The sequence below is a fragment of the Lacinutrix sp. WUR7 genome (assembly GCF_016864015.1).
Taxonomy (GTDB): domain Bacteria; phylum Bacteroidota; class Bacteroidia; order Flavobacteriales; family Flavobacteriaceae; genus Oceanihabitans.
In genome coordinates, this window is sequence record NZ_CP045067.1 from 390,084 (window position 1) to 415,756 (window position 25,673).

25 protein-coding genes are annotated in these 25,673 nt (G+C 31.4%); 13 read left to right on the top strand and 12 right to left on the bottom strand.

The window, feature by feature from the left end; translation table 11 throughout:
• The first annotated feature begins 32 nt into the window (after positions 1-32).
• Positions 33-677 (top strand): orotate phosphoribosyltransferase, encoded by a 645-nt coding sequence (gene pyrE, locus FG167_RS01670; RefSeq protein ID WP_203459761.1) that lies wholly within the window; start codon positions 33-35, stop codon positions 675-677.
• Positions 678-743: 66 nt separating this feature from the next.
• Positions 744-1,139 (top strand): SRPBCC family protein, encoded by a 396-nt coding sequence (locus FG167_RS01675; RefSeq protein WP_203459762.1) that lies wholly within the window; start codon positions 744-746, stop codon positions 1,137-1,139.
• Here FG167_RS01675 and FG167_RS01680 read toward each other — a convergent pair.
• Positions 1,136-1,867 (bottom strand): biotin--[acetyl-CoA-carboxylase] ligase, encoded by a 732-nt coding sequence (locus FG167_RS01680; protein ID WP_203459763.1) that lies wholly within the window; start codon positions 1,865-1,867, stop codon positions 1,136-1,138. The genes FG167_RS01675 and FG167_RS01680 overlap by 4 nt on opposite strands.
• Before the next feature lie 86 nt (positions 1,868-1,953).
• Between FG167_RS01680 and rsfS the strand changes: the two genes are divergently transcribed.
• The 7 genes from rsfS (at position 1,954) to FG167_RS01715 (ending at position 7,130) form a co-directional block, all read left to right on the top strand.
• On the top strand, positions 1,954-2,325 hold the full coding sequence (rsfS, locus tag FG167_RS01685; RefSeq protein ID WP_203459764.1) for a ribosome silencing factor: 372 nt from the start codon (positions 1,954-1,956) through the stop codon (positions 2,323-2,325).
• An 8-nt stretch (positions 2,326-2,333) separates the two neighbouring features.
• Entirely contained in the window at positions 2,334-4,253 is a 1,920-nt protein-coding gene (ftsH, locus tag FG167_RS01690) for an ATP-dependent zinc metalloprotease FtsH (protein WP_203459765.1), read from the top strand.
• Between the two features lie 117 nt (positions 4,254-4,370).
• Positions 4,371-4,979 (top strand): LUD domain-containing protein, encoded by a 609-nt coding sequence (locus tag FG167_RS01695; RefSeq protein ID WP_203459766.1) that lies wholly within the window; start codon positions 4,371-4,373, stop codon positions 4,977-4,979.
• An 88-nt stretch (positions 4,980-5,067) separates the two neighbouring features.
• On the top strand, positions 5,068-5,889 hold the full coding sequence (locus tag FG167_RS01700; RefSeq protein ID WP_203459767.1) for a phosphatidate cytidylyltransferase: 822 nt from the start codon (positions 5,068-5,070) through the stop codon (positions 5,887-5,889).
• Complete coding sequence (locus FG167_RS01705) at positions 5,879-6,529, top strand: phosphatidylserine decarboxylase family protein (protein ID WP_203459768.1); 651 nt, start codon at positions 5,879-5,881, stop codon at positions 6,527-6,529. The genes FG167_RS01700 and FG167_RS01705 overlap by 11 nt, the downstream gene beginning before the upstream one ends.
• A complete protein-coding gene (locus FG167_RS01710; RefSeq protein WP_203459769.1) occupies positions 6,529-6,795 on the top strand; it encodes an acyl-CoA-binding protein in 267 nt (88 codons plus the stop codon). The genes FG167_RS01705 and FG167_RS01710 overlap by 1 nt, the downstream gene beginning before the upstream one ends.
• On the top strand, positions 6,792-7,130 hold the full coding sequence (locus FG167_RS01715; protein ID WP_203459770.1) for an SdpI family protein: 339 nt from the start codon (positions 6,792-6,794) through the stop codon (positions 7,128-7,130). Before FG167_RS01710 ends, FG167_RS01715 begins: the two co-directional genes overlap by 4 nt.
• Positions 7,131-7,503: 373 nt before the next feature.
• On the opposite strand, the gene pafA is transcribed toward FG167_RS01715, so the two are convergent.
• The gene (gene pafA, locus FG167_RS01720) at positions 7,504-9,171 is read right to left on the bottom strand and encodes an alkaline phosphatase PafA (RefSeq protein ID WP_203459771.1); all 1,668 of its coding nucleotides are present in this window, start codon (positions 9,169-9,171) and stop codon (positions 7,504-7,506) included.
• 122 nt (positions 9,172-9,293) lie between these two features.
• Between pafA and FG167_RS01725 the strand changes: the two genes are divergently transcribed.
• Together FG167_RS01725 and FG167_RS01730 are read left to right on the top strand one after the other, a co-directional pair.
• On the top strand, positions 9,294-10,031 hold the full coding sequence (locus tag FG167_RS01725; protein WP_203459772.1) for an ABC transporter permease: 738 nt from the start codon (positions 9,294-9,296) through the stop codon (positions 10,029-10,031).
• Complete coding sequence (locus tag FG167_RS01730; RefSeq protein ID WP_203459773.1) at positions 10,031-10,801, top strand: ABC transporter ATP-binding protein; 771 nt, start codon at positions 10,031-10,033, stop codon at positions 10,799-10,801. Before FG167_RS01725 ends, FG167_RS01730 begins: the two co-directional genes overlap by 1 nt.
• Positions 10,802-10,907: 106 nt before the next feature.
• Here the strand turns inward: FG167_RS01730 and FG167_RS01735 are convergent, their stop codons facing one another.
• From FG167_RS01735 to FG167_RS01745, 3 genes are read right to left on the bottom strand one after another with little or no spacing between them, the layout of a single operon-like run.
• Positions 10,908-12,425, bottom strand: coding sequence for a DUF389 domain-containing protein (locus tag FG167_RS01735; protein WP_203459774.1), 1,518 nt, complete (start codon positions 12,423-12,425; stop codon positions 10,908-10,910).
• 2 nt (positions 12,426-12,427) lie between these two features.
• On the bottom strand, positions 12,428-13,507 hold the full coding sequence (locus tag FG167_RS01740; RefSeq protein ID WP_203459775.1) for a mannose-1-phosphate guanylyltransferase: 1,080 nt from the start codon (positions 13,505-13,507) through the stop codon (positions 12,428-12,430).
• Between the two features lie 4 nt (positions 13,508-13,511).
• Positions 13,512-14,108, bottom strand: a complete 597-nt coding sequence (locus tag FG167_RS01745; protein ID WP_203459776.1) for a SprT-like domain-containing protein — start codon at positions 14,106-14,108, stop codon at positions 13,512-13,514.
• 126 nt (positions 14,109-14,234) lie between these two features.
• Here FG167_RS01745 and FG167_RS01750 point away from each other — a divergent pair, with 126 nt between their 5' ends.
• Positions 14,235-14,699, top strand: a complete 465-nt coding sequence (locus FG167_RS01750; RefSeq protein ID WP_203459777.1) for a hypothetical protein — start codon at positions 14,235-14,237, stop codon at positions 14,697-14,699.
• 186 nt (positions 14,700-14,885) lie between these two features.
• Here the strand turns inward: FG167_RS01750 and argS are convergent, their stop codons facing one another.
• Positions 14,886-16,670, bottom strand: coding sequence for an arginine--tRNA ligase (argS, locus tag FG167_RS01755; RefSeq protein WP_203461026.1), 1,785 nt, complete (start codon positions 16,668-16,670; stop codon positions 14,886-14,888).
• Positions 16,671-17,056: 386 nt separating this feature from the next.
• Between argS and FG167_RS01760 the strand changes: the two genes are divergently transcribed.
• Complete coding sequence (locus tag FG167_RS01760) at positions 17,057-19,147, top strand: ATP-binding protein (RefSeq protein WP_203459778.1); 2,091 nt, start codon at positions 17,057-17,059, stop codon at positions 19,145-19,147.
• On the opposite strand, the gene ctlX is transcribed toward FG167_RS01760, so the two are convergent.
• The 6 genes from ctlX to FG167_RS01790 all read right to left on the bottom strand — a co-directional run bounded on the left by ctlX (position 19,144) and on the right by FG167_RS01790 (position 25,612).
• Positions 19,144-20,079, bottom strand: coding sequence for a citrulline utilization hydrolase CtlX (gene ctlX, locus FG167_RS01765; RefSeq protein ID WP_203459779.1), 936 nt, complete (start codon positions 20,077-20,079; stop codon positions 19,144-19,146). The two genes, FG167_RS01760 and ctlX, sit on opposite strands and share 4 nt — an antisense overlap.
• A gap of 223 nt (positions 20,080-20,302) precedes the next feature.
• On the bottom strand, positions 20,303-21,217 hold the full coding sequence (locus FG167_RS01770) for a dimethylarginine dimethylaminohydrolase family protein (protein WP_203459780.1): 915 nt from the start codon (positions 21,215-21,217) through the stop codon (positions 20,303-20,305).
• A gap of 67 nt (positions 21,218-21,284) precedes the next feature.
• A complete protein-coding gene (locus tag FG167_RS01775; protein ID WP_203459781.1) occupies positions 21,285-22,571 on the bottom strand; it encodes a citrate synthase in 1,287 nt (428 codons plus the stop codon).
• 172 nt (positions 22,572-22,743) lie between these two features.
• Positions 22,744-24,036 carry a phosphopyruvate hydratase gene (gene eno / locus FG167_RS01780; protein ID WP_203459782.1) on the bottom strand — a complete coding sequence of 431 codons (1,293 nt, stop codon included), beginning with the start codon at positions 24,034-24,036 and terminating at the stop codon, positions 22,744-22,746.
• A gap of 143 nt (positions 24,037-24,179) precedes the next feature.
• Positions 24,180-25,286: a glutamine-hydrolyzing carbamoyl-phosphate synthase small subunit gene (gene carA / locus FG167_RS01785; RefSeq protein ID WP_203459783.1), complete on the bottom strand. Its 1,107-nt coding sequence runs from the start codon at positions 25,284-25,286 to the stop codon at positions 24,180-24,182.
• 101 nt (positions 25,287-25,387) lie between these two features.
• Positions 25,388-25,612 (bottom strand): hypothetical protein, encoded by a 225-nt coding sequence (locus FG167_RS01790; protein ID WP_203459784.1) that lies wholly within the window; start codon positions 25,610-25,612, stop codon positions 25,388-25,390.
• Positions 25,613-25,673 lie beyond the last annotated feature (61 nt).

Here is a 25,673-nt window from a genome sequence, read left to right on the forward strand (position 1 = left end):
ATTAAAATTAAATTTATATTAGTTTTGTAACTATGATTTTTAACAAAGACACCGCCAAAAAAACCGCAGAAGTTTTATTGCAAATTAATGCCATAAAACTTAGTCCGAAAGACCCATTCACTTGGGCTTCTGGCTGGAAATCTCCTATTTACTGCGATAACAGAATCATTTTATCATTCCCTCCAATACGAAATTATATTCGTGAAACGATGGGAAAACATATAGAATCTCAATATGGAAAACCAGATGTAATTGCTGGAGTTGCAACAGGAGCGATTGGTATTGGTATGTTGGTTGCAGAATATTTAGGACTTCCTTTTGTTTATGTTAGACCGGAAGCAAAAGCCCATGGTAGAAAAAACCAAATTGAAGGATTTATTGAGTCAGGACAAAACGTTGTTGTTGTTGAAGATTTAATTAGCACAGGAAAAAGTAGCTTAAATGCAGTTAGAGCTTTAAGAGAAGCTAAAGTAAACGTAAAAGGAATGGTTGCCATTTTTTCTTACGGTTTTGCTATTGCAGATGAAAATTTTAAAGAAGAAAACGTAACCTTACACACCTTAAGTAATTACGAAAATCTATTGGAGCAAGCTTTAGACACAAAGTATATTACAGAAGATCAATTAAAAACTTTATCTGACTGGAATGCTAACCCAAGCGAATGGAACGCTTTTTGAAGTAACAGAAATAATGTTATATTGTAAACACAATAAACAAGTAAACTAATAACAACAAACAATACAATGAATTTACAATCTCCAAAAGCAACTATTCAAAAATCCGCACAAGAAACCTTTGATTTTTTATGCGATATAAAAAACTTTGAAACTTTAATGCCAGAAAACATTAGCAAGTTTGAAGTTTTAGGTGAAGACAAATTTCTTTTTGCTTTAAAAGGTATGCCAGAAATTGTCTTAAAAAAGAAAGAAACAGAAGCACCACATAAAGTTGTTTTAGGAGCAGCTGGAGGAAAATTAGATTTTTCTTTAACAGCAAATATTATTGAAATTACAGAAAACTCAAGTGAAGTACAATTATCTTTTGCTGGAGAGTTTAATGCAATGATGGGAATGATGATAAAAAAACCAATTAGTAAGTTTATTGAAACTTTAGCTGCTAATATGCCAGAAGCGGTTTAGTACAAGAGTTTAATTTCTTTTAAATCATATTCGTTTAAAACGTTATCTTCTAAAAGTACTTGAAGATTTCCGTTTTGTGAAACAGATTGTATAATGCCAGAAAACATTTTACCTTCTATGTCTTTAAACGTAGAAGGTTTCTTTTTTCTAAACAAATACTTTTCATAGGTTGTTTTCAGTATTTCTAAATCTCCTTTTTCTAAAAGCATAAAATAATGCTTCAAGTTTTCAATAAAGTCATACAAGATTTCATCTACATTAAAAACCCTTCCTGTTAATAATTGTAAGGACGAAGCTTGTGGTAAGTTTTCAAAATTAGTTTGATTTACATTTAGTCCAATCCCTATAATAGAATCTTTAAATTTATTTTGTTTGATGCTATTTTCAATTAAAACACCACAAATCTTTTTATTTTCTGACAATATGTCGTTAGGCCATTTAATACTTAATTTAGAAATTTGATGTTTTTCAAGAGTCTTAATAAGAGCAATTGCGACCGTGATACTGATATAAAAATGCTGATTGAAATTCAAAAACGATACATCCTTAAACACACTAAACATAAGGTTCTCCCCAGAATTAGCAGTCCACAAAGTTCCCATTTGTCCACGGCCGTTAGTTTGATAATCTGTCTGTACAACCGTATAATCTACAACCCCTTCTTCACTACTTAATTCCTTTAAAAAAGTATTCGTAGAGTTGATGGCATTAAGTTTGATTATACGCATTATATTAGTGGTTTTAAATCTTATAGATTTTTATCAGTATAAAGAACTAAAAAAATAATAACTTTGCACAAATTTAATTCATATTAATGACAAAAGAACAAACAAATCCAGACCAACTAATTGCAGGAATTTTATCTGGAATTGAAGATGTAAAAGGACAAAATATAAATATTCTAGATTTACGAGAAATAGAAAATACAGTTTGTGACTATTTTATAGTTTGTGAAGGTACTTCTAATACACAAGTAAGTGCTATTGTTAATTCTGTACAGAAAAAAGTTAGCAAAGATTTAAAAGATAAACCTTGGCATATTGAAGGTTTAGATAATGCCGAATGGGTTTTAATGGATTACGTAAACGTTGTTGTTCATGTATTTCAAAAACACATTAGAGAGTATTATGACATTGAAAGTCTTTGGGGAGACGCAAAAACAACAGTTATAGAATCTAACTATTAAACAAATTAATGGCAAACGAAAAAAACACAAATAGCAAAAAACCAAAGTTTAATTATTATTGGATTTATGGTGGCATAATAGCCATATTTATCGCAATGCAATTTTTAGGTGGAAGTGGTTTACAAGACGCTAAAACGATTACTCCTTCACAATTTTTTGAATACGCAAAAGATAATGAGGTTGCAAAAGTTGAAATAATAAATAGACACGAAGCAAACGTTTATTTAACAAAAGAAGCGCAAGAAAAAGAAGTACACAAAAAATCTAAACCTTCTAGTTTTATACCAAGTTCTACCAAATTACCTAATTACAGTTTTGAAATTGGTGATCTGCAAAACTTTGAAAACGACCTTAAAGCAATCGGTAAATACGATATTTTAAGTAACAAAACCGTTTCTAATGCTTGGGGAGATTTAATCATTGGTTTAATACCTTTTATCCTTTTAATTGGTGTTTGGGTATTTATTATGCGACGCATGTCTGGAGGTTCTGGAGGTGGCGCTGGCGGACAAATATTCAATATAGGTAAATCTAAGGCAAAACTTTTTGACGAAAACACGGAAGTAAAAACATCCTTTAAAGATGTTGCAGGTTTAGAAGGTGCGAAAGAAGAAGTTCAAGAAATTGTAGACTTCTTAAAAAGCCCTGAAAAATATACAAACTTAGGTGGTAAAATACCTAAGGGAGCTTTACTAGTAGGACCTCCTGGAACAGGAAAAACATTATTAGCAAAAGCAGTAGCAGGAGAAGCGAAAGTCCCTTTCTTTTCACTATCTGGATCTGATTTCGTGGAAATGTTTGTAGGTGTTGGGGCTTCTCGTGTTAGAGATTTATTTAAACAAGCCAAAGAAAAATCACCAGCAATTATTTTTATTGATGAAATAGATGCTATTGGTCGTGCAAGAGGTAAAAACGCAATGTCTGGAAGTAATGACGAGCGTGAAAACACCTTAAACCAATTACTAACAGAAATGGATGGTTTTGGTACAAACACCAATGTGATAGTAATAGCTGCAACCAATAGAGCAGATATTTTAGACAAAGCATTAATGCGTGCAGGACGATTTGATAGACAAATTTTTGTTGATCTACCAAATTTAACGGAACGTCGTGCTATTTTTGAGGTGCATTTAAGACCTCTTAAAAAGGTAGAAGGACTAGATATCGATTTCTTAGCAAAACAAACACCAGGATTTTCTGGAGCAGACATTGCAAATCTTTGTAACGAAGCGGCATTAATAGCAGCAAGAACAAATAAAAAGGCAGTAGAAAAGCAAGATTTCTTAGATGCTGTAGATAGAATTGTTGGTGGTCTTGAAAGAAGAAGCAACCTATTCTCTGTGGAAGAAAAGAAAACTATTGCATACCACGAAGCTGGTCACGCAGCTGTAAGTTGGTTTTTAGAACATGCAGATCCTCTAGTAAAAGTAACTATTGTACCTCGAGGAAGATCTTTAGGTGCTGCTTGGTACTTGCCACAAGAAGCATATATTACTAGAACAGAAAAATTTCTAGACGAAATATGTGTAACCATGGGAGGACGTGCTGCAGAAAAAATAGTCTTTAATCAAATATCTACAGGTGCTTTAAGCGATTTAGAAAGCGTAACCAAAAAAGCAAAAGCGATGGTTATGATTTATGGATTAAACGAAAAAATAGGAAATATAACCTATTACGATCCTGCAGGAGAAGGCGGATTTGTAAAACCATATAGCGAAAAAACAGCGGAATTAATTGATAATGAAATTAAAAACATTATTGAAACGCAGTTTCAACGTGCTTTAAAATTATTAGAGTCTAAAAGAGATGTACTAGACAAATTGGCTAATAGACTTATAGAAAGAGAAGTTATTTTTAAAGATGATTTAGAAGAACTTTTAGGAAAACGACCTTTTGACACGGAAAAAGAACCTGTTACAGATAAGTAATTTTTTCCAAATAAAATGTTAACATTAATTTAAAATCTTAAATTAACCCATTGGTTAGTTTAAGATTTTTTATCTTTGATAAACGCTATAGCGAAAGCATAACCTGCTATAATTTAAATGAGTCTTTTTAGAAAAATTTTTGGTTCCAAATCTGACAAACAAGAGGAAGAATTACATTCGGACAAACGTGGCAAATACATGCCAGAAATAAAGCTACCAATAGATGAAAAGTTTACTATAAACTTTAAATCTAATGGCGGTAAGTTCTTGTATTGCGAAAATTTAAATGAAGTCTTTGATTGTATGCAGCAAATTCTTAATGAAAACAATTGGCAAGAAGCGAACGCATTTATACTAGATGAGAATTTAAAAGACAAGTTCTCCTCTTCTAATTTAAAAGTAACAAAAAAAATTCCGGAAGCAGAATACATGCTTACCACTTGCGAAAATCTTATTGCAGATGATGGCTCTTTACTTATTTCTTCTAATCAAATTGCAGAAAAAAAGCTAAATGAATTACCAGATAACTTTATCATATTCTCTACCACAAGTCAGATTGTAGAAAACATTGGCGAAGGCTTAAAAGGAATTAAAAAGAAAAACAAACAAAGAATCCCCACAAACATCACAACCATTAAACACTTTAAATCTTGTGATGAAAAAGACTTCTTAACCTATGGAAGTAGTTCAAAAAACCTATATTTGCTGCTTTTAGAAGACCTTTAAGATGAAATGTAAAAAAATGCATTTACTATTAATAAATAAAAACGGTAGAGACATTACATCTGTCCTTTAAAAAAAACAAAATCAACAGATGAAAGACATTGCTATTCGCGCATTTTCAGGATTAATTTATGTACTATTACTAGTCTTTTCTTTGTATAATAAACATGCATTAATACTTCTGTTTTTTGTTTTTGGTCTTATCTGTTTAGCCGAATTTAAAAAACTCATTCAGTTTAAAGGCTTTATCTCTTACATTGTATTTACTATTATCTATTTTATTTTTGGCTATTGGCAATTAGTAATGAACACGTCTTCTGGTTTAGACGAAGCCACACAAATACTACAAGTAATTACCATTTTTGTCCTTTTATTATTAATTAAAGATTTGTTTTCAGAAAAAAAAATCCCACTTTTTAGTTCTAAAAGATTTATACTTACTACCTTTTATATTTCAAGCGCATTTGTGTTCTTAATTCTTATAGCTAATTATTATTCAGATTATAACCCTAACATATTATTAGGATGTTTTATATTAGTTTGGGTTAACGATACTTTTGCCTATTTAGTAGGTTCACAATTTGGAAAGCAAAAACTTTTCCCAAGTATTTCGCCTAAAAAAACGGTAGAAGGTTTTCTTGGTGGTTTATTATTTGCATGCATATCTAGTTATTTTATTGCTAAATACACAAATACATTAACATTTTCGTATTGGTTAATTTTAAGCATAATAGTTAGCGTTTTTGGTACTTTAGGCGATTTAATAGAGTCTAAATTTAAACGTCAGGCCAAAGTAAAAGATAGTGGTGTAATTATGCCAGGACACGGAGGATTGCTAGACCGCTTTGATAGTATTATATTTGCAGCTCCTTTTATTTATTTATTTTTAAGAATTTCACAATATGTTTCATAAAGAAGGTTATAAAATCATAACAGTTACATTTATACTTGTATTAATTTCCTGTTTGCTAATAGATAAATTTGTAAGCTTAAACTGGCTTCAAATAGTATTATATACAGTGCTTGGAGCGTTTTTATACATAATCCTTCAGTTTTTTAGAAACCCTAAAAGAAATACCGTTAATAATGACAGCACCGTAGTTTCTCCTGTAGATGGTAAAGTAGTTGTTATTGAAGAAGTTTTTGAAAAAGAATACTTTAATGAAAAAAGATTACAAGTAAGTGTATTTATGTCTCCTTTAAATGTGCATGTAACTCGTTATCCTATTAACGGAAAGGTAGTATTTAGTAAATATCACCCTGGAAAATTTTTAGTTGCTTGGCATCCAAAATCTAGTGAAGAAAATGAACGAACTACTGTAGTTGTTGAAAACACAAACTATGGTAAAGTATTATACCGACAAGTTGCCGGAGCATTAGCGAAACGTATTGTTAATTATGCAAAAGAAGGAGATACTGCAATACAAGGTGACGACTCTGGTTTTATTAAATTTGGTTCGAGAGTAGATTTATATTTACCTTTAGATACTAAAATTAAAGTTTCACTGAATCAAAAAGTTCGTGGTGGTGAAAGTATTATAGCAGAAAAATAATGACTTCTGAAGAATTAGACATAACGTTTAGAGATGCTGTAGCTAGAATAAATGCGCATGAGGAACCATTTCCTGCAGATTTCTTGCTACGTTTATATGCTTACTACAAAAAAGCTACCAATGATTATAGTAGACCAAGTAGTAAGAAAGAAATTATAAACGCCTTTAAAACGAACGCTTTATTTCAAATACGAAGTATAACTCAAGACCAAGCAAAACAAACCTACATAGACTTGGTAAATAACTACTTTCTATATAGAAAATGATACCTCTAGATTTCATATTAGAAATACCAGCAGTAGTTGGCATTATTTTTATAATAACAGGAATTATCATGCAGTTGTTTCCTCCAAAAAAAATCAATCCACTTTATGGTTATAGAACTCGTAGCTCTATGCAAAACCAGCAAAAATGGGACTTTTCACAAAAATACTCTGCAAAACTATTAACTATAATTGGCGTTTTTCTTTTGCTAATTTCGACATTAAATTTTTTCTTTAATCTTCAAGGAGATTTAGAAAAAACAATTAGTGCTATTTTAATAATTGGATCTGTTATTTTTTTAGTTATTAAAACAGAAAACAAGCTTAAAAATTTATAGGAGTTTCTTTTATTTCTGAAAAATAAACCATTCCCAAGTATTTTTTTAGATTAGATTTCTGCCTTCGTAAGACTTAAACAATTCTATAGTAACAACCCTTCCGTCTTCCATTCTAAGTAAGTATGAAACCCATATTCCCTTTAAAAGGGAAGGAATTCTTACTCGTATATGATTTATTATAAATCTAGAAATTACTTTTCAATAGGTAACTCTCCTACTTCTTTTAAGGAGGAGCATGAATTTTAAATTCCTAGAAAAAGGATTTGAAAAGAAAGCATTGGTTTTAAAAAAAATAAGCGTTTTATAAAGCAGTAATCTACTTTATAAAACGCTTATCTTTTTGAATTAGATTCCTGCCATAGCAGAAATTTATTTATTCTTCTATCACAAACTCCAAAGGAATTCCCGTTGCTCCATTAGGAAAGCTAGTTCCTAAAAGTGCAGAAATAGTTGGTGCGACATCTGTAATATAAGTTTTCTTAAAAGTACTTCCTTGATTAATTCCTTTTCCGTAAAATAAAAGAGGCACGTGTGTATCATAATTTAAACCAGAACCATGTGTAGAACCCGTTTTACCATAGGAAATTACAGCAGGATCATAGACCACCAAAACATCTCCAGAACGCTTTTGATTAAATCCGTTTTGTAATAATTCTTCAATACCGCTAGTAAAATCTGTAGTTTGCATGGTAGTTGCAGAATACGCCTTATCTATATTTTTATAAGTCAATAACTCATTTACTAAAGCTTCTTGTACAGTTTCTAAATCTAAACCTAATAATCCAATACGTTCTCTATTTAAAAATATTTGGTTGTTACTTATGTTTTCTAATAAATCACTTGCTCCAAATCGTTTAGAAATAAATGCACTTAATTTGCTTTTAAAGTCTTTATTATCAAAATATCCTGAAGGTATATGTACACTTTGTAAATACGAAGGCACATCTACTGCTCCATGATCTGAGGTTAAAAACAAGGTGTATTCTCCTTTTCCAACTTTAGCATCTAAAGCATTAATTAATCGTTCTATATCTTTATCTAAACGTAAGTAAGTATCTTGAACTTCTTTAGAGTTTACCCCAAAATTATGTCCAACATAATCTGTACTTGAAAAACTAACGGTTAAAACATCTGTAATAGCATCTTGACCTAGTTGCTCTCCATCCAATGCTGCAATTGCAAAATCTGCAGTTAAAGCGTTTCCGTAAGCGGTAGCTTTTAAAATATCGAATCCTCTATTATCTTTACTTAAAGCTTTTAAATCATAAGGAAATGTTGCTGTTTCTTTTCCTTTAAAACCACCTTCAAAAGTATTTAAATCGGCACCACTTTCTGTATATGTATTAATATCATATAATGTATTCCATGGTTTTAAATAAGATTCTGCAGCTTCCGAAGTATTAAAATCAGTAACCCATTTTGGCAAATCCTTTCTATAAAAGGTACTAGTAATCCAATTCCCTTCATCCCTTCCGTGAAACCAATATGCCGCATTTGCTGTATGTCCTGCAGGTAAAATGGCACCTCTATCTTTCATAGAAATCCCAATCGTTTTTCCTCGCATTTGTGTAAACAATCTATTTTCATCAGCAAAGGTTGTCGTTTTCATTCTGCGTGGAGACATTTGTCCAGCTGATGCTTCTGTACCAACAGAATTTTCGGTATCATCTCCTGCACAATACACCTTTTTGTTAATTTCTTTATCATACCAATTGTTAGCAATTATGCCATGATATTTTGGTGTTGTTCCCGTATAAATGGAAGTGTGTCCAGGCCCTGTATATGTTGGAATATAGTTATAATGATTGTTTTTGCAGTTAAAACCTTGATTCATTAATTTTTTAAAACCACCATCGCCAAACTTAGAATAAAAGCGCGTTAAGTAATCGTAACGCATTTGATCTACCACAACACCAACAACCAATTTAGGTCTTGCGTTTAATTCGGTTTTCGTTTCTATATTTTTTTGTGCAGTGTACTCTGTTTGTGCTTTACAGCTAAAAAATAAAGCGAAAGCAAAAACATATAATAAAGACTTCATATTAGTATGATTAGATTTATAGGTTCAAAAATACAGATTTATAGCTTTTAAATTTTCCTTTTTCAATTAATTTATCGTTAAATACGTCATAGTTTTATACTTTAGCACTAACAAATTTATTTATGACATACCTTCATAATATAGGAGCTTACTTTATAATGATTAAAGACATGTTTCGCAAGCCAACAAAATGGTCTGTAATGAAAACATTGATCTTTAAAGATATTGACGACCTAATAATGGGTTCTCTTGGTATTGTAGCATTTATTTCCTTTTTTGTTGGAGGTGTAGTTACTATACAAACTGCATTAAATATTGACAATCCGTTAATACCAAAATATTTAGTTGGTTTTGCAACTAGACAATCTATAATATTAGAATTTGCACCAACTTTTATTTCGATAATAATGGCAGGAAAAGTGGGGTCATTTATTACTTCTAGTATAGGTACCATGCGAGTTACAGAACAAATTGATGCTTTAGAAGTTATGGGAATTAATGCCGTTAACTATTTAGTTTTTCCAAAGTTTATTGCACTTATGTTGTATCCTTTTGTGATTTCTATAGCTATGTTTTTGGGTATCGTTGGCGGAATGGCAGCTTGCTTTTTTGGTGGTTATAGCTCGATTGATGATTATATAATTGGTATTCAAACCGACTTTATACCCTTTCATATTGCTTATGCATTTATTAAAACATTTGCATTTGCTTTTCTTTTAGCAACCATACCTTCCTTTCATGGATTTTATATGAAAGGTGGCGCACTAGAAGTTGGTAAAGCAAGTACCACTGCTTTTGTTTGGACCAGTGTGGTGATTATTCTTTTAAATTATATATTAACCCAAATGCTACTAAGCTAATGATAGAAGTTAAAGATTTACATAAGTCGTTTGGAGATGCCCATATTTTAAAAGGTATTACTACCACTTTTGAAAATGGAAAAACCAGCTTAGTTATTGGTCAGAGTGGTTCTGGTAAAACTGTTTTTTTAAAATGTTTATTAGGATTATTTGAAAAAGATGAAGGAACTATTTCCTATGATGGTAAAATATATTCAGAATTAACCACAGATCAAAAACGGGATTTACGAAGTGAAATGGGAATGGTTTTTCAAGGTTCTGCTTTATTTGATTCTATGACGATTGCAGAAAACGTGATGTTTCCGTTACGTATGTTTACCAAGCAAAGTAAAAGCGAAATGGAAGATCGTGTAAACTTTGTTTTAAAACGTGTTAATCTTCCGGATGCGCATAATAAAATGCCAAGTGAAGCTTCTGGTGGAATGCAAAAACGTGTAGCTATTGCTAGAGCCATTGTAAATAAACCAAAGTATCTTTTTTGTGATGAACCAAATTCTGGATTAGACCCAAAAACAGCGATTGTTATAGATAATTTGATTCAAGAAATTACAGACGAGTACGATATTACAACCATTATTAATACACACGATATGAATTCTGTAATGGAAATTGGTGAAAAAATTGTGTTTCTAAAAGATGGTTTAAAAGCTTGGGAAGGCTCTAAAGAAAACATATTTATTACAGATAATGAAGTAGTAACAGACTTTGTATACTCTTCGGAATTATTCAAGAAAGTGCGTAAAATGTATTTGGAAGAGAATAAGAAATAGTTTGAAGTCTCAGTCTCAGTAAAAAAAAAACCTAATTTAGTAGTTAGATATTGCTTTTATCACGCTTTCTTATTCTTCCTATTTCAGGTAATACGTAAAGAAACTACTACTTCTGCTTCACCACCAAAGTATCCAGTTTTAACTTTAGTTTTAACCAGCTTTCTAATTTCGTTTTATCTTTAATTCTACTTTCTGGTGTAGTAAGCGAATCGTTCCATTTTACGGTAAAAACCGAAAGTGTATCTATTTTTGAAAAGTTAGAATTTATAACATTTGCATAAGAAAATTGTTCTACAGTTTCGTAGTTAATCTTCACTTCTTGACTTAATTCTTCAAAAGGAATATAATCATATTCAAACTTAGATAATTGTCTAACCTTATCTTCTAAATATGTAATTTTTTGTTGTTGAGACATCATATCTAATGAATCGCGAGTACGCAATTCTTCCATATATTCCAGGTTATTTACCACTCTATTTTTAACTTGATTTACTTGTAATTTTACATCTTTTAAAGCATTGTAATTATTAAAACGTTGTTGTAAAACGGCAACGGTAGCTTCCGGAATTTCATCTGCACCAAAAGTGGTTAACTCTATGGTAGAAGTTTCGGTAGGATTATAAATATAAGTAGCATTCTTTTTAATATAGTTTGCATTAGGTAATGCCTCTAGCTCATGGGAAATAAATCGTTTTGCATCATTAGTAAAATTACTTTCACGTAATACATTTAAAAAAGTAAGTACTGCAGGAATCATTACTAAAATAGCTACAAACGAAGCCAATCTAGAAATACGTTTACGTTTTGCAGAGTTTGCATATTTAAGCATTGGAAAACGAAGTACCTTAAGAACTAAAAACGTTGCTAAAGCAATAAATATGGTGTTTATAGTAAACAAATACATGGCACCAGAAGCAAATTGTAATCCTTCGGAAACATTATCATTTAAAGCATAAGCCAATCCATAACCAACGGTACATAAAGGAGGCATTAATGCTGTAGCAATGGCAACACCAAAAATAACAGAGGCAATAGTTCCTCTTTTTGTTCTAGCAATAATTAAGGCAAGACCTCCAAAAAAGGCTATTAAAACATCCCTAATATCTGGTTTAGTTCTGGCTAATAACTCGGAAGATTGTTCTTGTAACGGAAAGAACTTAAAGAATAAAAATGCGGTAAGTACACTTAACAAAATCATTACCCCAAAATTAATCAGTGATTTTTTTAAGGTGTCGATATCATTAATCGCTACTGAAAGTCCGATACCAAGAATTGGCCCCATTAATGGCGAAATTAACATGGCTCCAATTACAACTGCTGTTGAGTTTGCATTTAAACCAACCGATGCCACAAAAATGGAGCAAATTAAAATCCAAGCGGTTGCTCCTTTAAATGGAATATCTAATTTTATAGCTTCAATAGTTGCATCTCTATCGGTGTCTTCTCTAAAGTCTAAAAGCTCGCTAAAAAAAAGTTTTATACTTTGCAATAAACCTTTAGCATCATCTTGTACAGCTTTTTTAGATTGCTCTACAGCTTTCTCTTTAGCTATGTTTTCTTTAGCTGTATTTTCTTTGGCTGTATTTTCTTCTTCAGAAAAATTAAATTTATTTTCTTCGCTCATAATTAACCATAATTCTCACCAAAATTATCTTTTACCTTTTGGAGTACTTTTTTAATATCCTGTTCCTTTGCTTTCGGAAATATAAGCAAAACTTCGTCTTTATCTACAATTATATAATCCTGTAAACCATCTACTACCACAATTTTATCTTTTTTGGTACGTATCATGTTTCCAGAAGCATCTTCGGTTAGTGTTCTAGCATTTACAACAGCATTGTTATTTTCGTCTTTATCTAGTTTATCATAAAGGCTACCCCAAGTTCCTAGATCATTCCAATCAAAGGTTGCTGGTAATACATATACATTCTCCGATTTTTCCATGATGGCATAATCCACCGAAATGTTTTCCGCTTTAGCGTAATTCTCTAGAATAAAATCGTCTTCAAAATCGGTATTATAAACCGCATAACCTTGCTCAAACAGTTGAAATAATTCTGGCTGATTGTTTTTAAAAGCATTAACCACACTATTCACGCTCCACATAAAAATTCCTGCATTCCATAAAAAATTACCTTGTGCAATAAACTCTTTAGCTGTTTTGTAATCTGGTTTTTCTCTAAACTGCTTCACCGTTTTAATGGCATCTTTAGTTTCTTTATCAAACTCAATATAACCAAATCCTGTATTTGGGAATGTTGGTTGAATACCAAGTGTCATTAAGGCATCATTTTCTGCACAAAAATGAAAAGCTTGTTCTACGTTTTGTATGAATGCATTCTCATCTTCAATCCAATGGTCACTTGGCGCAACAATCATAACTGCATCTTTATTTTCCTTCTGAATTTTTAAGGAAGCATATAAAATACAAGGAGCTGTATTACGCATTGCTGGTTCCAATACTACCTGACGTTTGGTTACTTGAGGTAATTGCTGAAACACCAAATCATTATACATTTCATTAGTTAATATGAATATATTTTCTTGCGGAATTATTTTCGCTAAGCGATTAAATGTTTTTTGGATAAGCGTTTCTCCAGTTCCTAACATATCGTGAAACTGTTTTGGAAATTCTTTGGTACTTATTGGCCAAAATCTTGATCCTACTCCTCCAGCCATTAATATGGCATAATTATTTTTATTCATATTACTAATTTAATAATTCTACTTCAGCATTGGGATTAAAAAGATACATTTTTCCAGATACTACTTCTACGCACTCAATACGTTTAACTCGTTTTTGTCCTTTAGTAAACACTTTTCCATTGTAAAGCTTAAAGGATGCACCCAAAGGTACTTGAAAAACATAGTGTTTATCATTTGGTTCGTCGAATTGCTTTAAAGCTAAGGCCAGCTGCGTATCTGTGTCGCTTGTGGCTTTTGGATTTTTAAAGTGTTTCGCTAATAAAGGCAATAATTCCATTGGGAACACTTCTGGGTTTAAAACAGGAAGCATTAAATGCTGAAACGTTTGCTTCCACTCCTTACCATGTGGTTTTATAAACCTACCATATTTAGTAAAAGCTTCTAAATGTGCTATTTCATGAATTAATGTGATTAGAAATCGGTAGCTATTTAGATTTGCATTAATCGTTATTTGATGTTTATTGTTTGGTAATTTTCTATAATCACCATGTCTTGTTTTGCGTTCTTTTTTGACCTTAACCACCAAATCATCATGTTTTAATAAATTTAAAACATAAGGTATAGCTTGCGCTGGAATGTAGTTTTGAAGCGTTTTTTGCATGAAAGCAAAAATAGTTTATCTAATTGACTTTCTGAAGAAAATAAACTAACTTCATAGCATTGGAAATAAAAAATGTAGAAACAATTTTATACGAAAGAAACTTTAGCAATAAAATAACGCACTAAAATGAAAAAGACATTAACCATTTTATTTTTATTATTTATTTATCACATATCTGCTCAAGAATATAAGAAAGTTGAAATGTGTGATTTGAAATTTGAATCGAATAAAGACTCTACAGAAATGAATGTTTCTAAAAACGGAAAGTTATTATCGGGAATGTATAAAATATCGGGAGTTTTACCAAACCAATACAGCCTGACTGAATTTATAAACGGAAAAGCGGAAGGAAAATCTACAACATTTTATAATGATACGGCCATTAGAGAAAAACATTTCAAAAACGGACTTCCAAATGGACTTTGGATTGAATATGATGATTCAGGAAAAACAATAATGCGAAAAATTCCATACTCAAATGGTATTCTGCACGGAATTGGTTTGTTTTATGATAAAGAGGTTTATTATTGGTTTGGAGAAAGAGTTCAGAAACAAGTATATGAAAAGAATAAAGCAGAAGAAAAAAATTAAAAATGCTATTAACTCACAACGTACATAAAAATCGCTTATTTAAGACTTAAACAAAGACAATTGTACGTTTGCTACTTCTGAATTTACTTCCAAAATTACAAGCACGCAAACACGCACTTTTCCAAATAAAAAACCATTAAACAAAATCACAAAAAAGAATAGGATTCCTGCTTACGCAGGAATTTGTTACATACGTTCTGGAACTTGCACTCCTAGTAAACCAAAGGCATTTTTAATAGTATTTGAAACCGTTTGCGCTAATTGTACTCTAAACACTTTTTCATTTGCTGTGTCTGCTCCAAGAATAGATACATTTTGGTAAAAAGAGTTAAATTCTTTTACCAAGTCATACGTATAATTTGCAACTAAAGCAGGACTATGATTTGCTGCTGCGCTTTGTATTACCTCTGGAAAAAGCTGTAATTGTTTAATTAATTCTTTTTCTTTTTCGTGTAGAGACACTTCTGCGGCACTCAATGTTACAGATGCATCTATATTCGCTTTACGTAAGATAGATTGTATTCTAGCGTAGGTATATTGTATAAAAGGACCTGTGTTACCTTGAAAGTCGATAGAACTTTTAGGATCAAATAAAATACGCTTTTTAGGATCTACTTTTAGTATATAATATTTTAATGCACCAAGTCCAATGGTTTTGTAAAGTTCTTGCTTTTCTTCGGTGGAATAGCTTTCTAGTTTCCCAAGTTCTTGTGAAATTTCGCCAGCAGTATTAGCCATTTCTGTAATTAAATCATCAGCATCTACAACCGTTCCTTCTCTACTTTTCATTTTTCCGGAAGGTAAATCTACCATTCCGTAACTTAAATGAAATAGGTTTTTAGCCCAATCGAATCCTAGTTTCTTCAGAATTAAAAACAATACTTGAAAGTGATAATCTTGTTCATTACCAACGGTATATACCATTCCTCCAACATCTGGATAATCTTTTACACGTTGTATTGCAGTACCAATGTCTTGGGTCATATAAACTGCTGTACCATCACTACGCAATACAATTTTCTCGTCTAAACCATCTTCTGTTAAATCACACCAAACAGAACCATCTTCTTTTGCAAAGAAAACGCCTGTTTTTAAACCTTCGGCAACAAATTCTTTTCCTAATAAATAGGTTTTACTTTCGTGGTATAAGGTATCAAAATCTACTCCTAAATTTTTATACGTAATATTGAATCCGTCATACACCCAATTGTTCATCTTAGTCCAAAGTGCAACTACTTCTTCATCTCCTGCTTCCCATTTAATAAGCATTTGTTGTGCTTCTAATAAAATTGGAGCATTCTTTTTTGCTTCGTCTTCGGTTTGCCCTTTGGCTATTAAATCTTGTATTTCCTTTTTATATTCCTGGTCAAACTTCACATAGTAATTACCAACTAACTTATCACCTTTTAATCCTGTAGATTCTGGCGTTTCGTTATTTCCAAAACGTTGCCAAGCCAGCATAGATTTACAAATATGAATTCCTCGATCATTAATAATCTGTGTTTTGTATACTTTTTTACCAGAAGCTTTAATAATTTCGGCAACACTATATCCTAACAAGTTATTACGTACATGTCCTAAATGCAAAGGTTTATTGGTATTAGGTGAAGAATATTCTACCATTACCGCTTTTTCATTTGCAGCAGGTTTTACAAAACCAAAAGTAGTATCGCTTTTAATCGTGTTGAAAAAATCTACATAATAGCCTTCATTAATTTCGACATTTAAAAAACCTTTAACCACATTAAAAGCTTTCACATCTTCCACATTTTCCACTAAGTAATTACCAATAGCTTCCCCTATTTGCATTGGATTCCCTTTTATTGCGCGTAGCATAGGAAAAACCACAACCGTAATATCTCCAGCAAACTCTTTTCTAGTTGCTTGAAATTCTATCGTTTCTAAATCTACTTTATAAATAGAATTTACGGCTTGTTTTATATGCTTGGATAACGTGTTTTGAAGGCTCATTTTACTTTTCATTTTAAGGTTGCAAATATAGCATTTTATTGCCGGAAAAATTTAGCAAAACCATAAACTAAAACACAAAAAGCTATAAGATTTCGGTTTTTTAGAGTGAAAAACAGGCTCTTTTAGTCCTAGTTTTTAGTGTTTTGTCTGTAAAATTATTGTTCACCAAAATAAACGCTCACTTTATCTAATTTTTCTGCATTAAATCGCTTTAATTAGTTTATTAAATCTGTTTTATTGAGTTTTGTCCTTCAAGAAATTTTATCTTATCCCTAAAAAAGGAGATATTTTTTTAATAACTATTAACTAATTATAATTTAACAAAGTGTTTTTGATTCCCTCAAAAAAGACTCTTAGTTAATACCTTACTATTGTAAATGTATTAAATGAGGAAACTGATTACTCTTTTATTTTGTTTTAGTGCACTTTTGGGCTTCTCACAATCCGAGGAACTCGACAATCTTACTATTCAACTAGCGTTTCAGAAGCCAGATACTACAAAGGTCAATACGTCTTTACAAATAATTAAGTTATTATACCACACTAAAGATTACAACAAAGCATTACAATTTATTAGAGAGAGTGAAAAATTATCTAATGATTTAAACTATGATGCAGGTATTGCTGAAATCACGTATTACAAAGCGTTAATTTTTGCAAAAAAAGAAGATTATATTAATGCCATTGATAACTACACAAAATCGAAGGACCTTTACATTGCATTAGCAGATACTTTAGGTATTGCAAAAATTAATAATAGCATTGGCTTAATTGAAATAGCAAGAGGCAACTATGATAAAGGCTTACAATTTTCTCTATCTGCAATTGATGTACTTGAAAAACGAGATTTAAAGGAAGAGCTTTGTGATGCTTACAGAAATTTAGCAACGGCTTATGATAAAATGGAGGCTTATGATCAAGCGATCACGTTTTACAAAAAAACACTTGATTTAGAGCAGTCTCTTGGTAAGGAAGAAGAAATTATAAAAACCAATAAAAATCTTGGGGATTTATTTTACGTTAAAAAAGAATATCAAAAAGCCATTTATTATTTCAATAATGTACTAGAAAGTATAGATACCAGTGATACAATATTAAGAGGTGATGTTCTAACAAAAATAGGAAGCTCCTATCTTTCCCTAAACAATTTAGATCAAGCGAAAGAATATATCACAAAAGGCCTACGATTAAATAGAAGAATTAACAATGATCATGGAACTTTAATAGCACTTAATACTTCTGGAGAGTTATATTTAAGAGAAAAGAAACCAATTGTTGCGGAACGTCTACTATATGAAGCTACTACTTTAGCTAGAACTTTACAAGATGAAGAACAGCTAATAAAGAATTATGGCTTAAGAGCTAAATTAGATTCTGTAGAAAGTAATTTTAAGCTAGCTTATATTTGGCAAAGAAGACACTTTGATCTTAAAAATAAAGTGGAGAAGCGACAACAACAAAATGCCTCTGCTAAAGAAATAGAAAAAAAATCGACAATAGTTCCTATTGAAAATCAAGTTTTAAACTCAAATAGTAATATCGAAAACCAAGCATTAATTAGTAAACATGAAGAAGAAAAGAAAGCCAGTCAAAAGAAAATAGACCGGTTAAACCTTATTTTTTATTCGTTATTAATTGCATTACTAGTAGTATCTACTTTTTTAATTTTAATTTACTTAAAAAGAAACAACAGTATTAAATATACTAAAGAATTAGAGGACAAAAACAAACAAATTAATATTCAAAACGAAGCTATTTTAGATCAGACAAAAAATCTAGAAGATATTAATAAAGTAAAGGACAAACTGTTTTCAATAGTTTCTCATGATTTAAAAGACTCCCTTACCTCTATTAAAGGTTTTATCGATTTATTAAAGGATGGTTCATTAAGTAAAGATGAGTTTAATCATTTAATACCAGAACTGAGTGAGAATGCCAATAATGCATCTTTACTTTTATTCAATCTATTAAATTGGTCTAAATCGCAAATGCAATCTTTAGAATCTAAACCAAGCTTGTTTGACGTACAAGAAGTATTTTTAGATAAATTAAAACTAATCGAACAAAAAACGGAAAAGAAAAATATTACGATAGAAGATAACTCTTTACGTGATTTTGTTTATGCCGACAGAAGTATGGTGGAAATTATTGTACAAAACCTACTTACAAATGCTGTAAAATTCTGTAAATCTGGTGACACTATAACCATACAAAACCATATTAGTAATGGACAATGTTTAATTAGTATTGGCGATACAGGAGTTGGTATTTCTAAAGAAAATCAAGACCAGTTATTTAAAAATAATTCTTTTACTACTATAGGTACTAAAAATGAAAAAGGTACAGGTTTAGGTTTAACCATCTGTAAAGAGTTGGTAGAACTTAATCACGGTAAAATCTGGGTAGAAAGCACAGAAGATATTGGTAGTACTTTTTATGTACAGTTACCAAAAACAAATCCTACTGGAGGCGTTTAATTTTTAGGCAAAAATACTTCAGCCATCATACAGCGTGCGCTTCCGCCACCACAAGATTCAATAGTATCTAAACTACTACTAACAATTTCGCAATGTTTTGTAATTGTCTTAATTTGTGCAGGAGTTAAACAATCATGAGCTGCTTGACTCATAATTAAAAAGCGTTGATCGTCTGTCCCTTTTACTTGTAGCATATTACCAGCAAAATTACTGACTTGCTCTTCGGTTATTGAAATAACCTCTTTACCACTTTGTTGTAAATGTTTAACAACGTTTTTACGCTCTTTTTTATCATCAATAGTATCTAAGCATATTACAGCAAAAGTTTCTGCTAAACACATCATTACATTGGTATGATAAATAGCTTCGCGTTTACCATTAACCGTTTGGTTTGCCGAAAAGACTACTGGAGTATATTCAAAATCTTCGCAAAATTCTATAAACAATGCTTCGTCTGCACGAGCAGATAAAGCGCAATATGCAATACTATTTACACGATCTAAAAGCAAGCTTCCTGTTCCTTCCAGAAAAACACCTTCGTCTTCAGCACTTGTATAATCTACAATGTTTTCAATTACAAAGCCTTGTTTTTCTAATTCCTCTAAAACATCTTCTCGTCTTTCATTTCTTCTATTTTCTGCAAACATTGGATATATACCAACGGTTCCATTTTCATGAAAAGAAATCCAATTGTTAGGAAAAATAGAATCTGGTGTGTCAAATTCTTCCGTATCACTAATAACAACTACCTGAACTCCAATACTACGTAGCTTTTCTACATAGGCATCAAACTCTTTTTGCGCTTTAACATTCTCGGTTTCAGGCAATACATTATCTGCTTCTTTTTGGTAGAAATTATTAACTGCAGTTTGCTCATTCCTCCTGAAATTAATAGGACGAATCATCAATATAGTATTTGTGGTTTGTTGCATGATCTTACTTTTTAGCAGAGCAAAGCTAAACTAATTAATTCTAATTTTCATCTATAAATAGCATCCAATTGAAAATTGTTATAGTCTATTTTTCGGGCTTCCATCCTCATGCTTTGATTCCAAATAAGTTACTCTCGATACCTATCTTAAAACAGATAAAAATCGAAATACTTTATCTCATTAAGAAGGATACAAAAACTTATTTTTAAACTGTCGTTTATAGTTAATCTCTTATTAATGGCATAGTACTGCAACGTAGCAAGCCTTCTTGTTTTGCAATTTCGGCATAAGGTACTTCTTCTACAGTAATTCCATTTTCACGCAACCAAGTATTTAATCTTGTGAAGTTCTTTTCAGAAATTACTACTTCTTCCGAAATAGAGAATACATTACTATTCATATTAAACATTTCTTCTTTTGTTATAATGAAGCAATTTTCTTTTCCGAAGTAATTTAACAACCATTCATATTCTTCTTCTTCCAAAAATCCTTCTTTATGTAAAATAGCTTTATTGGTTCCTACAGGTTGAAAACAGCAATCTAAATGTAATGCATTATCTCTTGGATTGGTTTGCGATTTTCTAAGATTAAAAGACTTTACTTTTTTATGCGGAAAGGTTTTTTCAATAAAAGCAACACCTTGCATGTTTGTTCTAGCAACGATATAATCGGGATAATCTTCTTCTCTATAAGTACCAACAAAAATATAATCGTTCCAAAGCATAACATCTCCTCCTTCTATATGTACTTCTTCAGGTGGACGAATAACTTTAGCCGGATCTACTTTATCTACTATGTATTGTATCGCGTCTAACTCCTCTTCTCTATCTGGTAAAATATTTGCTTTCACAAAAACATCATCTATTACAAATGCAATATCTCTTGCAAAAATTTGATTACAATTTTCAATTAATTCGGGTCTATAAACCGTTACATCATATTTTTTAAAAACGTTAGCAACAGCTTCCATTTCTTTAACCATATCGGCTTCTATAGGATAGGTTCCTGCCTTTATATGTAATGCGGATTTAGGATCATAAGCTTCGGCCAGACTAGGTGTTGGTCCATTACTTATTGCTGTTCCAAGAACAACAGCTCTTAGTCTAGATGTTTCGTTTTTTACGTTTAGTTTTAGCATAATGTAAATATGTAAAAAAGCTTCATAAGAAATTATGAAGCTTTTTTTGGATTAAAAATATTTAATCTTATCTGTTTTTTATGTCTTTAAAAGCTCTTAGCGTTTCTCCAATATAAATTTGTCTTGGTCTACCAATTGGCTCTTTACGTAAACGCATTTCGCGCCATTGTGCAATCCAACCTGGTAATCTACCAAGTGCAAACATTACTGTAAACATGTCTGTTGGTATTCCCATACCTCTATAAATAATTCCAGAGTAGAAATCTACATTTGGATATAATTTTCTATCTACAAAGTATTTATCTTCTAAAGCTTCTTTTTCTAAACCTTTAGCGATATCTAAAATTGGATCTTCTACTCCAAGGTCTCCTAAAACTTCATCAGCGGCAACTTTAATAATTTTTGCTCTTGGATCAAAGTTTTTATAAACTCTATGTCCGAAGCCCATTAAACGGAAAGGATCATTCTTGTCCTTAGCTTTCGCCATGTATTTTTTAGTATCTCCACCATCTTCTTCAATACCACTTAACATTTCTAAAACCGCTTGGTTTGCTCCACCATGAAGTGGTCCCCAAAGCGCAGAAATACCAGAAGAAATAGATGCAAATAAACCTGTGTGTGCAGAACCAACTATACGTACAGTAGAAGTAGAACAGTTTTGCTCATGATCTGCATGTAATATTAATAACTTATCTAAAGCATTAACTAAAATTGGGTTTTGTACATATTCTTGGTTTGGTTTTTTAAACATCATTTTTAAGATGTTTTCTACATAACCTAAAGAGTCATCTCCATAATCTAATGGCAACCCTTGTTTTTTACGCATTGTCCATGCAACTAATACAGGAAACTTACCTAATATTCTTACGACACTTTTATACATTTCTTCTTCAGAATCTACATTTACAGAAGAAGGATTAAATGCTGTTAATGCACTTGTTAAAGAAGATAAAACTCCCATTGGGTGTGCCGACTTAGGAAAAGCGTCTAAAATTTTCTTTATATCATCATCAACAACAGATTGTTCTTTAATGTCTTTTTGAAATTTCTCTAACTCTTCTTTGTTTGGTAACTCACCAAAAATCAACAAAAATGCTACTTCTAGAAAATCAGCTTTTTCAGCTAATTCTTCAATAGAATAACCTCTGTATCTTAAAATACCTTCTTCACCATTTAAAAACGTGATGGCACTTTCACAAGAACCTGTATTTTTAAAACCAGGATCTATAGTTGTAACTCCACCAGTTGCGCTTCTTAGAGTTTTAATATCTATAGCAACTTCGTTCTCTGTTCCTTTTATTAAAGGAAACTCGTATTTTTTTCCATCAATTTCTAATGTAGCTGTTTTTGACATATTTAATTTTGAATATTATTTGTTTTGCGGAATGCTAAATTACGAAAAATCACACGATTTTTAAAGCGAATTAACAAAGCTTTTTACAATATTAATATTGAAAAAATTGATAGTATAAAAAAAGTGCTTATTTTATATAAATAAGCACTTCATTCTAAACCAATAAATAGTTTTATTTTATTTTAAACGCTTTCAATTGAGGATAGTAAGCCACTGTTCCTAATTCTTCTTCTATACGAAGTAATTGGTTGTATTTTGCCATTCTATCACTACGAGAAGCAGATCCTGTTTTAATTTGACCACAGTTTAAAGCTACTGCTAAATCAGCAATGGTAGTATCTTCAGTTTCACCAGATCTATGTGACATTACAGAAGTATATCCTGCATTATGTGCCATATTAACAGCGGCAATCGTTTCGGTTAAAGTACCAATTTGGTTTACTTTAATTAAAATAGAGTTTGCAATATCATTATCAATTCCTCGAGATAAACGCTCTACATTGGTTACAAATAAATCGTCACCAACTAACTGTACTTTATCTCCTATTTTTTCCGTTAAGTATTTCCAACCATCCCAATCGTTTTCGTCCATTCCATCTTCAATAGAAATAATTGGGTATTTAGCTGCTAATTCTGCTAAGTAATCTGCTTGTTCTTTACTTGTTCTTACTTTTCCTTTATCTCCTTCAAATTTTGTGTAATCGTATTTTCCGTCTACAAAAAATTCAGCAGCAGCACAATCTAAAGCAATCATTACATCATCCCCTAATTTATATCCAGCATTGTCTACTGCTTTTGCAATTGTTTCTAAAGCATCTTCTGTTCCTCCTTCTAAGTTTGGTGCAAAACCACCTTCATCTCCTACAGCTGTGCTTAAACCCCTATCGTGTAATACCTTTTTTAAGTTGTGAAAAATCTCCGTCCCCATTTGCATGGCATGTGTAAAGTTTTTAGCTTTTACAGGCATTATCATAAATTCTTGAAATGCAATTGGTGCATCACTATGAGAACCTCCATTAATAATATTCATCATTGGCACAGGAAGCGTATTCGCAGAAACTCCACCAACGTATCTGTATAAAGGTAAAGCTAACTCATTTGCAGCAGCTTTAGCAGCAGCTAAAGAAACACCTAAAATTGCGTTTGCTCCTAATTTTGATTTGTTTGGCGTACCATCTAAATCAATCATAATTTGATCGATTTCATTTTGTTCAAAAACAGAAACACCTAATAACTCTTCTGCAATTATAGTATTCACATTATTTACGGCTTTGGTAACTCCTTTACCCATAAATGCTTTTCCTCCATCACGTAACTCTACAGCTTCGTGTTCTCCTGTTGAAGCTCCAGATGGTACTGCAGCTCTTCCCATAAATCCGTTTTCGGTAATAACATCAACTTCTACTGTTGGATTTCCTCTTGAATCTAAAATTTGTCTTGCGTGAATATTAATTATAATGCTCATAAAATATGTTTTTGTTCTTCAAATTTACTTTTTAATTCTCTTTTAATAAGTACGTTAATTAAAGAATTATTTAAAATCTTTTCGATAACGATTTAGTAAAACATAAAAGACAACAAATTTCTATTTCCGTTGTCTTTAATGTATTAATTACTTTTAATATTTTTAATGAATTCATCAAATAAGTAAGATGAATCATGTGGTCCAGGGCTTGCTTCTGGATGATATTGTACTGAAAAACAGTTTTTACTTTTCATTTTAATTCCTGCTACGGTATCATCATTTAAATGCACATGTGTTATTTCCAGATCTGGATGTGCTTCTGTTTCCTCTCTATTCACAGCAAATCCATGATTTTGGGAAGTAATTTCACCTTTTCCTGTAATTAAATTTTTTACAGGATGATTAATCCCTCTATGACCATTATGCATTTTATACGTGGATACTCCATTTGCTAATGCAATTACTTGATGCCCTAAACAGATACCAAATAGAGGTAAATCTCTTTTGATAATTTCTTTTGCAACTTGTTGTGCTTCTACTAATGGTTCTGGATCTCCAGGCCCATTAGATAAGAAATATCCATCTGGATTCCATGCTTTCAATTCTTCGAATTTTGCATTATATGGAAATACTTTTATGTAAGCATCTCTTTTTGCTAAATTACGAAGGATATTCTTTTTAATTCCTATATCTAAAGCAGCAATTTTTAAGGAAGCATTTTCATCGCCATAGAAATAAGGCTCTTTAGTCGAAACTTTTGAAGCTAACTCTAAACCTTGCATGTTTGGAATTTTTGCAAGTTGCTTTTTAAGTGCTTCCACATTTTCGACATCTGTAGTTATTACAGCATTCATAGCTCCATTATCTCTAATATAGCTTACAAGTGCTCTTGTATCTACATCCGATATTGCTAAAAGGTTGTTTTTTTCTAAAAACGTTTCTAAGGAAGCGTCTGCAGCATCACGGGAATAATCATAGCTAAAATTCTTACAAATAAGACCAGATATTTTAACTCCATCTGATTCTACTTCATCTTCTTTGGTACCATAGTTACCAATATGTGCATTGGTAGTCACCATAAGTTGCCCAAAGTAAGAAGGGTCTGTAAAAATTTCTTGATAGCCTGTCATTCCAGTATTGAAGCATACTTCGCCAAAGGCAGTACCTTCTTTATTAGCAACTGCTTTACCATGAAAAATGGTTCCATCTGCTAATAGAATAAGCGCTTTTCTAAGAGATTGGTATTTCATTGTGTAATTATTGTAGTGTTGTTTGGTTTGCAAAATTGCACAAAAAAAAGGATAAACTAAAATAGTTTATCCTTTATATTATTAATGCTTGTTAACATTTACTATAATGTATTGTAGTCGGTAAATATTTTAACTAAATCCCTTTCATACTTTACATTAAGTTTGTTTCCTTTTATATAACCACCAACTTCTGATCTTTTATGCGGAAATAGTATTAGAATACACCTTTTCTTAGGTTTAAATACAGTAACAATATTAACTTCCGATTTTAAATAATTTACATCTTTAAGAAGTTTTGCATTAGTTTCCACCTGCTTTGTAAGCACATTAAAGTTTAACTCTTAAATTATAATTACACAATATTTAAGAACATAAACCTTATCTACA